Annotated in this window: 18 protein-coding genes; 15 read left to right on the forward strand and 3 right to left on the reverse strand. The window is 57.1% G+C overall.

What is annotated here, in order from left to right:
• Positions 1-320 (reverse strand): hypothetical protein (locus MR935_RS01780; RefSeq protein ID WP_290570508.1); only part of this gene is annotated, 320 nt, incomplete at its 3' end.
• Between the two features lie 137 nt (positions 321-457).
• Here MR935_RS01780 and MR935_RS01785 point away from each other — a divergent pair.
• From MR935_RS01785 to MR935_RS01790, 3 genes are read left to right on the forward strand one after another with little or no spacing between them, the layout of a single operon-like run.
• Complete coding sequence (locus MR935_RS01785; protein WP_290570509.1) at positions 458-649, forward strand: hypothetical protein; 192 nt, start codon at positions 458-460, stop codon at positions 647-649.
• 4 nt (positions 650-653) lie between these two features.
• A complete protein-coding gene (locus tag MR935_RS10765) occupies positions 654-866 on the forward strand; it encodes a helix-turn-helix domain-containing protein (protein WP_442863001.1) in 213 nt (70 codons plus the stop codon).
• 4 nt (positions 867-870) lie between these two features.
• Entirely contained in the window at positions 871-1,179 is a 309-nt protein-coding gene (locus tag MR935_RS01790; protein ID WP_290570511.1) for a hypothetical protein, read from the forward strand.
• Here MR935_RS01790 and MR935_RS01795 read toward each other — a convergent pair.
• The gene (locus MR935_RS01795) at positions 1,154-1,537 is read right to left on the reverse strand and encodes a DUF2513 domain-containing protein (RefSeq protein ID WP_290570513.1); all 384 of its coding nucleotides are present in this window, start codon (positions 1,535-1,537) and stop codon (positions 1,154-1,156) included. The two genes, MR935_RS01790 and MR935_RS01795, sit on opposite strands and share 26 nt — an antisense overlap.
• Before the next feature lie 240 nt (positions 1,538-1,777).
• Positions 1,778-2,092, reverse strand: coding sequence for a hypothetical protein (locus tag MR935_RS01800; RefSeq protein ID WP_290570514.1), 315 nt, complete (start codon positions 2,090-2,092; stop codon positions 1,778-1,780).
• A gap of 153 nt (positions 2,093-2,245) precedes the next feature.
• Between MR935_RS01800 and MR935_RS01805 the strand changes: the two genes are divergently transcribed.
• From MR935_RS01805 to MR935_RS01860, 12 genes are all read left to right on the forward strand, one after another.
• Complete coding sequence (locus tag MR935_RS01805; RefSeq protein ID WP_290570515.1) at positions 2,246-2,428, forward strand: hypothetical protein; 183 nt, start codon at positions 2,246-2,248, stop codon at positions 2,426-2,428.
• Positions 2,412-2,663: a hypothetical protein gene (locus MR935_RS01810; protein ID WP_290570516.1), complete on the forward strand. Its 252-nt coding sequence runs from the start codon at positions 2,412-2,414 to the stop codon at positions 2,661-2,663. The genes MR935_RS01805 and MR935_RS01810 overlap by 17 nt, the downstream gene beginning before the upstream one ends.
• On the forward strand, positions 2,660-2,839 hold the full coding sequence (locus MR935_RS01815) for a hypothetical protein (protein WP_290570518.1): 180 nt from the start codon (positions 2,660-2,662) through the stop codon (positions 2,837-2,839). Before MR935_RS01810 ends, MR935_RS01815 begins: the two co-directional genes overlap by 4 nt.
• Positions 2,829-3,086, forward strand: a complete 258-nt coding sequence (locus MR935_RS01820; RefSeq protein ID WP_290570520.1) for a hypothetical protein — start codon at positions 2,829-2,831, stop codon at positions 3,084-3,086. Before MR935_RS01815 ends, MR935_RS01820 begins: the two co-directional genes overlap by 11 nt.
• The gene (locus tag MR935_RS01825) at positions 3,083-3,508 is read left to right on the forward strand and encodes a helix-turn-helix domain-containing protein (RefSeq protein WP_290570522.1); all 426 of its coding nucleotides are present in this window, start codon (positions 3,083-3,085) and stop codon (positions 3,506-3,508) included. The genes MR935_RS01820 and MR935_RS01825 overlap by 4 nt, the downstream gene beginning before the upstream one ends.
• Entirely contained in the window at positions 3,508-3,873 is a 366-nt protein-coding gene (locus MR935_RS01830; protein WP_290570524.1) for a hypothetical protein, read from the forward strand. The genes MR935_RS01825 and MR935_RS01830 overlap by 1 nt, the downstream gene beginning before the upstream one ends.
• A gap of 14 nt (positions 3,874-3,887) precedes the next feature.
• Positions 3,888-5,423: a PcfJ domain-containing protein gene (locus MR935_RS01835; RefSeq protein WP_290570526.1), complete on the forward strand. Its 1,536-nt coding sequence runs from the start codon at positions 3,888-3,890 to the stop codon at positions 5,421-5,423.
• Entirely contained in the window at positions 5,424-6,332 is a 909-nt protein-coding gene (locus MR935_RS01840; RefSeq protein ID WP_290570527.1) for a DUF3102 domain-containing protein, read from the forward strand.
• Positions 6,329-6,781, forward strand: a complete 453-nt coding sequence (locus MR935_RS01845) for a DNA methyltransferase (protein ID WP_290570528.1) — start codon at positions 6,329-6,331, stop codon at positions 6,779-6,781. Before MR935_RS01840 ends, MR935_RS01845 begins: the two co-directional genes overlap by 4 nt.
• 295 nt (positions 6,782-7,076) lie before the next feature.
• Positions 7,077-7,616, forward strand: coding sequence for a 5' nucleotidase, NT5C type (locus tag MR935_RS01850; protein ID WP_290570529.1), 540 nt, complete (start codon positions 7,077-7,079; stop codon positions 7,614-7,616).
• A 368-nt stretch (positions 7,617-7,984) separates the two neighbouring features.
• Entirely contained in the window at positions 7,985-8,113 is a 129-nt protein-coding gene (locus MR935_RS01855) for a hypothetical protein (protein WP_290570531.1), read from the forward strand.
• Positions 8,100-8,533, forward strand: a 434-nt coding sequence (locus tag MR935_RS01860; protein WP_290570533.1) for a site-specific DNA-methyltransferase, incomplete at its 3' end; no start/stop codon positions are given. The genes MR935_RS01855 and MR935_RS01860, both read left to right, overlap by 14 nt.

Raw genomic sequence — 8,533 nt, forward strand, 5'->3', positions numbered from 1 at the left:
TTGTCCATGATAGGCTTAGCACGTTTTTTATATCTGGAATTGCACTTCAAATCCGCGACATAATCGCGGATTTTTTCTTTGCCTTCATCGTTAAAAGCGCGGTAGTCCTCAATAATCTGCACCTCATCGGCGGCATATGGATTGGGCGCAGAGGCCTGCTGAACAGGAATGTTTTTTATGATCTCTTGCAAACCGAGCTCCATCAATGAAATGACTGCTTGCGTTTGATTTTTGATGCGATGCGTATAGCGAAAATCTTCAATTTGTTGCAGTAATTCAGGATCAACAGTGATTGTAAAACGGGGTTTATCTGTGGGCATATGAATCACCTCCTATGCGTCAATAATACATCGGTGATGAACTGATGTCAAGAAAAAAACGCTTGACAGTTCCGAAATGGTGAACTATAATGCAGGCATAGGGTTCGCCAGTTCACCACTATTTGGAGGGATATGTTATGACAGAAATGGCAAGAAAAACAATTAGCCTGCCGCCGGAAATCGAGCGAGCTGTATATGAACTCCGGAAAACGGATGAGTTTTGTAAGTGCTCCTACTCAGAGATTCTCCGCATTATGATTAAGCGGGGGCTGCAGGCGCAGGGCGCGGCATTGGTTGCGCCGCCGGCGGAGCCGGGAAAGGCGGTGTAAGACAATGACATACCAAAGGATCAGGCGATACTTGCGGGAGCACAGAATAACGCAGGCGGAGCTTGCACAAAGAATGGGCATTTCGGCAGCAACCGTAAATTCGGTGTTTTCCGGTAAGCACCGAATGGGAGTGATGATGTACTTTCGTATTTGCGCGGCGCTGGGTGAGTCACCGTTGCGCTTCGCGCCGCCGGCAGAGCCGGAAAGGATGGTGTGAGGAGATGGGAAACAAAAAAATTCCCGCCGGGGGCGGGGATTATGCGCGGGAATATGCCACGCTGGAGGCCGCGGAAATCCGCTTAGGCGGCGAATCGGCGGATAAAGCTGTAAATATGCCATTTAGCGAAGCGGAACGCGACGGCCTGCTGCTGCGGGCAGTGACGGACAAGGGCGCGTGTGAGCTGGCGGAGGATTTGGGCGAGAAATTAACCGACCTCTCGTTTCGCATGGAGGGCGACGAGCGGACAGCGGTCGAGGCATACGCGGCGGCGCTGCTGCACCTTGTCAGCCGAGTGAGATCAGATGCTTGAGAAGCATTTCGACCAGCACGGGCGCTGAGGAATCAAATATCTTGCCGAATTTCTGCTTGAGTGTGTTCCAGCGGGAGGCATCGCGGATTGCGCCAAGGTAATCATAGCCCGTAGCTGTGATGCGCATGACGATCATGCGGCGAGTATGGCCATTTAGGTTTCCGGCTTCGGTCAGCTGTTTATCTGCGAGATAGCGGACGGCAAGATTGATATCGCCAAGGGTATATGCATGCTGCTCCATGCAGGCGGAGCAATACTGCATGAGTTTAAAGCTTTCAGGGTGGCCGTCTGATTTGACGGGCTGGTTTTGCTCAATATAGATGAGAAGATCACGCACACACTCTTGATTGAGCATCATAACAACACATCCTTTCTGCTCTTATTGTAGCAGGAAGAAAACGGCAAGACAAGAGAGGGACGAATGAACATGACAGCAGAAGAAAAAGCGGATAGGCAGAGCCGGGAAAGAATGAACATTTTTCAGGGTACATACCGGCCGCCGAGGGCGCGAATCAAGCGGAAGAAGCGGGAGCCGATAGACAGCGCAGCGCGCGCCACCCTGTCACGCAGACTTAAGAGAGAAAAAGAAGTGCGCCGTTTATTCAAACGACGCATAGAGGAACTTGTGCAGCAGGGAGCGGATATCCCGAATGCACTTTTCAAATTTTAAACGTTTCTTTGCGGGCAAGCCGTGCTTTACCGCAGCCTCAAAGATATTAAGATCGTATTGCAGAGCTATTTTTGAGGCGGTCAACTCGTCGGGCGTGATATCAGAGCGGAGAGCATTGAATTTTTCAAGAGCGGAAACAGCATTTCCCGCAGCGCTTGCATCGGGCGCGTCTTCGATCAGGTTTTCAAGGGACACCGAAAGCTGATCCAATTCACTCCTTGTGATTGGGCAAGGCAGTTTCAAACTTAGCACTTCCTTTCCTGCTATCCAGTATAGCAGGGAGGGGTCGGAAAGACAAGAAAGAAGTACACAGGATGTTGAAGCAGATTAAATTTGCGCGGATGGCGTAGGACAGGCAGGGGAGACCATAGAGTATAGCGTAAGGAGGCGGTAGCATTGGCAGTGGTGGCTACATATCACTATCCACACGGCACGGTACAAATCTGCGACGACGCATACCGCGGCGTTACGCAGGCTGAGCTGAAGAGGCGCGAGGATCGCATGTGGCAGACAGCATACGAAATTGCGATAAACGCAGAAAAGAGAAGGAGGAAAAGCAAAGGTGAAAAAGCTGATTGAAGCGGCGGTCTGCGCATGGGCGGCGGCTGGATTGCTGTCCGTATATGCGTGGCGCGAGGGATGGTGCGGCTGGATGACAGCCGCAACCATCCTGCTTGCGAGCGTGATCGTTACCGTTACCGGTCTGTACGAGCTGACGCTGATCGAGCGGCACGAGCGGCGCGAAGCCGAGGCTGCGCGCCGCAGCGCGTACCGGGAGGCATTTTTCCGCGCGATGGAGGAGGACAGGCCGTGAGGGGACGCATGACAAGCCGCGCGCGGGCGCAGCGGCTGCGCGCAATACAAGCACAAAACGTCAAGCTGGCGGAGCAGACGGTCTATGCAAGGAAAAAAATGGCCGAAGGGCGGCGCGCGGCGATGCTGGACAAGCTGGTGGAGCGGTACATAGCGAGGTACGGACATGGGGTTTGAGGGCATGGAGGTGCGCCCCTACAACCATCTGGGCGATACGCGGACGGTGCGCATCGACCGCGTGCGCGTTGAGGTGACACAGACGCTGTTTGGCGAGGTCGAGTATCATGTGGTCGGCGCGCTGGGACGCTGCGGCGAGGGCTGGCCGCTCTGCCGCGCATTCGGTGCATTCCCAAGCGCTTGGGCATACAAACAAAAATTTGAGGCCGCGATCCGCGCGGCAAGACAGGAGGCGGAGCAGCCATGACAAGTGAGATCATCTACCGCCACCCCAAGGGGCGGTTTGCGGTACGGCGGGTGACGTTTCCGCCGGGGCCGCTTGGCAGCGCCGCACGCAGCTATTGCGAGACGATTTGGACGCCGGAGCGGGCAATGCGCAATAAAAAAGTGCCCGAGGACGAGAGACAGCGCATCCGGCGCATGTACGAGACGGGGCAGTCGATTGGGCAGATCGCGCAAGCGCTGGGACGCGCAGACGAGACCGTGCGGCGATACCTGATGGCAGACGGGCTGCGCGAACCCAAGCTGCGGCGGGCGTGGACAGATGAGGAGCGCCGAACGGCGCGGGCGCTGCTGGCGCAGGGTGTTAAGCGTAAGGAGATCGCCCGGAAACTTGGGAGAACGGTCAGCGCGATATACAACGAGATTACACGGGAGGAGCAAAGATAATGGGAGCAATGGACAAGCTGCGGCAGGCGGTGGACGCGCAGCCGCAGGGAAGCGGCGCGCGGCAGATCGGTGAGGTAGTGCTGATGATTGCGGAAGCGGACAGCCACGCGGCCGAGGTGATCGCGGCAGACCTTGACAACAAGGATATGGCGCTGGACAAATGCTTTGACGCACTGCGCGCGCACGCGCAAAAGCAGCAGCAGAATGGGTTTTGGGGATGCATGTGCAACCGATTTGACCCGGACAACGAGGTTATCAAGGTAGTCTGCGGGTTTTACCATGTATCGCCGGAGTGCGGTACGGCCACGCCGCCCGCGCCGGTGCAGCCGGCGAGTACGGCGGTTGACCTGCTCGACCTGCTGTGAGAGGAGGAGGCAGGATGGATCTATTGGAGCTATGCCCGGAGCTGGATTACACGGCGCTTTGCGACCGCATTGCGGAGATCGTGACGCACGAGGAGTTCTTGTTCTTCCGCCGGACAGATGGAGACGAGCTAAACTGGGTCCTTGGCGCGGTGGACGGATATGAGATGCATTGCACGGCGTGCGGCAAAGACTTTTTCGAGGCGCGAAACCGAAAAAAACCAGCCAAGCAGTATGAGCACTGCCCCAGATGCGGGGCGCGGATATCGCCCAGCCGCTGGCGTGACCGCGCGCGGCTGGAGAGTATCCAGTTTGCATTTCACATCTTGCAGCGCGGGATGGGACGGGATGTGTGGTTTCGCTCGTATCAGGTGGAGACGCAGAGAGACTTTGAGACTGGCTACAAATACAATGCATTTGAGTATGCCCGCGTGCTGTATCAAGATGGCGGTGCGATACGCTGGACGAGACGCCGCAGCTGGTACTTCGGCGTGACCAACTGGGAGCGCAAGGGCAGTGTCAATCTTAAGCGCTGGCACGGCAATATGGGGCATACGAGGGAGGACTATTTTCATCTGCCGGATGCGGACGAGCTGCGCGGCAGCTGCTTGCAGTACGCTATGGTGCAGGAGGCGTTTGACACGCTGGCAGACCCGGTCGCGTACCTGGAGCAGTATGTCAAATATCCCGCGCTTGAGTGGCTGTGGAAACTGGATCTGGGGCATTGGCTTCGGCAGCGGGAGCAGGGGCACGGCAAGGAGTTTTTGCGGATCGTCAACCTGCGGGCGCGCGAGCCGGGCAATCTGCTGCGCCTGACTCGGCAGGAGCTGCGGCTGATACGGGAGTTCCCGGCCTACCGCGTGGAATGCGCCGCTATGTATCTGCGGCTGCGCAGGGCCGGGGCGGCGCAGGCAGACCGTGCGAGCCTTGTATTTGCGGAGGAGATCAGCAGCGCATATCGGGATTTTTTTGCGCTGGCTGAGCGCGCGGGTACGACGCCGCGCGTGCTGCGCAAGTATTACAACAAGCAATCCGGACGGAGTGGGCGCACGATCGGGCAAGTGATGGACGAGCACCGGGACTATCTGGATCAGCTGGATCGGATGCAGGCGGATGGCGACCGCCTGCCGCGCGACCTGCACGCGGCGCACGCGCGGCTGAGCGCGCGTGAGCGCAAGTTGAAAAACAGAGATCTAAACGGGGCATTCCGCGCACGGCGGCGGTTGCTGCGCTGGTTGTGCTGGCGGCACGGCGGGATGTTCATCCGCCCGGTAGACTCCCCTGAAGAGATCATCCGCGAGGGCGAGCAGCAGGACAACTGCGTGGCCGGGTATGCAAGGGCGCACGCCGAGGGGCGGAGCATCATTCTGCTGCTGCGGCGGGCAGACAAGCCGTGTGAGAGCTGGCATACGGTAGAGCTTGACCCCATGACGCTGACCTGCCGCCAGTGCTACGGATACAGCAATGCGGAGCGGACAGCCGAGGCGGCGGCGTTTATGGAGGCGTACCTCGATCATATCAAGGCCATCAGCAGGACAAGGAGGACGGCATAAATGGAGGCAAATGTAGTGGTGACGCGCTCGATCGAGATCGTGACAGCGGAGATACATACCATCCGCGACAATGTGGCGCGGGTGATGATGGACGGTGTGATCCAGATCGGCAGGCGGCTGGAGGAGGCAAAGCAGCTGGTGCCCGCCGGGGGATGGCTGGACTATCTGGACAGAGAGCTGGGTTACAAGCCATCGACCGCGCAGAACTATATGCGTATTGCGCGCGAACTGGGAGACGGGCAGGTGAGCCTGTCCGGCAAGACGGCGCAGGACTATTTCGGCGCACTTGGCTACGCGCAGCTGCTGCCGCTGCTCGGCCTGCCCGAGGAGGAGCGCGAGGCGCTGGCCGAGGAACACGATCTGGCGGGCATGAGCAGCCGGGAGATACAGGCGCTCGTCAAGGAGCGGGACGAGGCGCGCCGCGCGGCAGAGGACGCGCGGGAGCAGGCCGGAAAGGTGGCGGACGAGGCACAGGGGATGCGCGCGTCGCTCGAAAAGGCCAAGGACGAACTCAAGGCGGCGCAAACACAGGCAGACGAGCGCAGCAAGGATGCGCAGGCCAACGCGGAGACAGCCGCGGCGCTGCAACGCAGGGTGGATGAGCTGGAGGCGCGGGCAGACGAGCCGCGCGCGCTGACCGAGGAGGAGCTTGCGGCGCTGCGCGCGGAGATCGCGGCCGAGCAGGCCGAGGCGGTGCAGGCGGCGGAAGCGCGGGCAGCGGCGGCGATGGACAAGCTCGAAAAGGCCAAAAACCCCGCCGCGCATAAGGTAAATTTTCTGTTCGGTGAGCTGGCCGCCACCTATGACCGCCTGCGGGCGGCGCTGGACGAGCTGGGGCAGACGGATACGGACACCGCCGCGCGGATGCGGGCGGCGATCAACGAGCGGATGGAGGGGTGGACGGTATGATGGATTATGAGTTGATGCACATCGCGCGGCATTATGGCGAGGAAAAGCAGACGTGCAAGCTGATAGAGGAGCTGGACAAGGACGGTCGGCTGCCCGCGACGTTCATGGTGGTGGCGCCGGGAAGCTGGAATATGGACGTATGGGACGATATCAACCGCATGAAAACGCTAAACACGACGCAGAGCCGCAGGCGCGAGCAGCTGCATGTATGCCCGCTGCAGATCGACATCGTGGACAGGATCATTAACCGATACAGTAATCCGGGCGATTTGGTGTTTGACCCGTTCGGCGGGCTGGGTACGGTTCCGCTGCAGGCCATGAAAGAAGGACGCAGAGGGTATATGTGCGAGCTGAACCCGGATTACTTCCGCGATGCGGTTGGGTACCTGCAAGCCGAGGAGGAGCGGCGGGATGCACCGACGCTGTTTGACCTGCTGGGAGAGGGATAATGAAGGAGCATGGATTTGACAGCATGAATTGTAGCGGATGGCTTCCCGCCCTTTTCTCATTGCCTGTTCAATCTCCTGGGTGACACGAGCGCACAAGGTGGCTCTACCTGCGAAAATCGAATGCTGCGAACAAGAGAGGCGGCTGACGGATTCCAATACGGGCGGGTCAGCCCAAGGTACAAACTGTCAGGCCATTTACTCTCCCATTCTAACAGCTTCGGCTTTGAGATGGAAAAAGACACGGCTGGCTGCCGTGCCTATCACCTAAACTATAATTGTAGGAGGAGTTTAAACATTGAAAGAGAGAATTATTCTGTGTGACGCCGACGACGTCATTGAGAACTTCATGGACTGTTGGGTTGCCGCGCTGAATGAGGAGTACGGGACGCACATTAGTTCGCAAGATGTAACTGATTGGGACGTCAGTTTGTTCTTTCCGGAGCTTACACGCGAGCAAGTATTCGCACCTATCTACAATGCGGGGATATGTTCAAAACTGGATAAGGTAGACGGATGCTACGAGGTATTAAAGGAGATTGATAGCCGTCACACGTTGCGTATTGTGACCGCAACGCACTATGCAAACTGTGAGCCGAAGATTTCACGCATCTTGGGTCTGTATCCGTTTCTTTCTTGGGAAAAGTTTATAGTCACGTCGCACAAGCAGTTGATAACGGGACATACCCTAATTGATGATGCGCCTCATAATTTAGTTGGCGGGTTATACAAGGGTATTCTTTTCAGTAGACCACATAATAAATCATTTGATGCGGAATCAGCTGGACTTACACGGGTCTTTAGTTGGGATGACATAGGGCGCATACTGCTTACGTAAGACAACCGTCCACGTAGTGTGCCTACATCCTCAAGCCTACTCTAACAAAATTCTACGAGCTGCGTTAGTGGCAATTCAGTTTCATGCTGTTTTGTGCCTTGTAGCGCAGCGGAAAGGAATGGTCATAAATATGAGCAAAGAATACCCATGTGTCTATTATCGTGGTAACGGACTATGCAGATATGGCGGCGATGAAAGCGAAGCAAACGTCTGCGTAATGGGGCCATGCCCCTATGAAACACCATCCAACGCCGACCGCATCCGAGCCATGAGCGACGAAGAACTGGTGGACACTTTGTACGGATTGCAAAAGGAGATTGCACGACATGTTGTAATTCGGCTCGGATATCCGGGAAAAATTCTGGCGTTTGAGGAAAGTTCGCCGCAACTTCTTGAGTGGCTCAAACAGCCTGCGGACACTCTGTCTGGACGGGATTGCATTGCCGGACGATGTGGAGATTATCAGCCCGGAGGAGTACGATAATGAGTACGATTAGCGGACAAATACTGACCGGTGACGCGCTTGCAATGCTGCAATCCCTGCCGAATGCAGCGGCGCATACTTGTATAACCTCGCCGCCGTATTTTGGGCTGCGGGATTATGGCATGGACGGACAGATCGGCCTCGAGGATACCGTGGAGTCATACCTAGAGCGGCTTGTCGCCGTGTTCCGCGAGCTGCGGCGTGTCCTGCGCCCGGATGGTACGCTTTGGCTCAACATCGGGGACAGTTATGCCACGAGGAGCGGGAACCAGCCGCCGACAAATACTCGCAACAAATCAGGACACACGGCAAAAACTGTGCCGGTCGGATTTAAGCGCAAGGATTTGATGGGTATCCCATGGCGGCTTGCCTTTGCTCTGCAGGCCGATGGCTGGTATCTGCGGCAGGATATCATATGGCATAAACCAAACTG

The organism is Agathobaculum sp., from assembly GCF_022775115.1.
GTDB lineage: Bacteria > Bacillota > Clostridia > Oscillospirales > Butyricicoccaceae > Agathobaculum.

Coding starts and splice junctions, on each gene's coding strand:
- MR935_RS01790 (WP_290570511.1), top strand. CDS start 871: ATGGGAAACAAAAAAATTCCCGCCGGGGGCGGGGATTATGCGCGGGAA.
- MR935_RS01835 (WP_290570526.1), top strand. CDS start 3,888: ATGGATCTATTGGAGCTATGCCCGGAGCTGGATTACACGGCGCTTTGC.
- MR935_RS10765 (WP_442863001.1), top strand. CDS start 654: ATGACATACCAAAGGATCAGGCGATACTTGCGGGAGCACAGAATAACG.
- MR935_RS01785 (WP_290570509.1), top strand. CDS start 458: ATGACAGAAATGGCAAGAAAAACAATTAGCCTGCCGCCGGAAATCGAG.
- MR935_RS01830 (WP_290570524.1), top strand. CDS start 3,508: ATGGGAGCAATGGACAAGCTGCGGCAGGCGGTGGACGCGCAGCCGCAG.
- MR935_RS01840 (WP_290570527.1), top strand. CDS start 5,424: ATGGAGGCAAATGTAGTGGTGACGCGCTCGATCGAGATCGTGACAGCG.
- MR935_RS01845 (WP_290570528.1), top strand. CDS start 6,329: ATGATGGATTATGAGTTGATGCACATCGCGCGGCATTATGGCGAGGAA.
- MR935_RS01795 (WP_290570513.1), bottom strand. CDS start 1,537: ATGATGCTCAATCAAGAGTGTGTGCGTGATCTTCTCATCTATATTGAG.
- MR935_RS01825 (WP_290570522.1), top strand. CDS start 3,083: ATGACAAGTGAGATCATCTACCGCCACCCCAAGGGGCGGTTTGCGGTA.
- MR935_RS01820 (WP_290570520.1), top strand. CDS start 2,829: ATGGGGTTTGAGGGCATGGAGGTGCGCCCCTACAACCATCTGGGCGAT.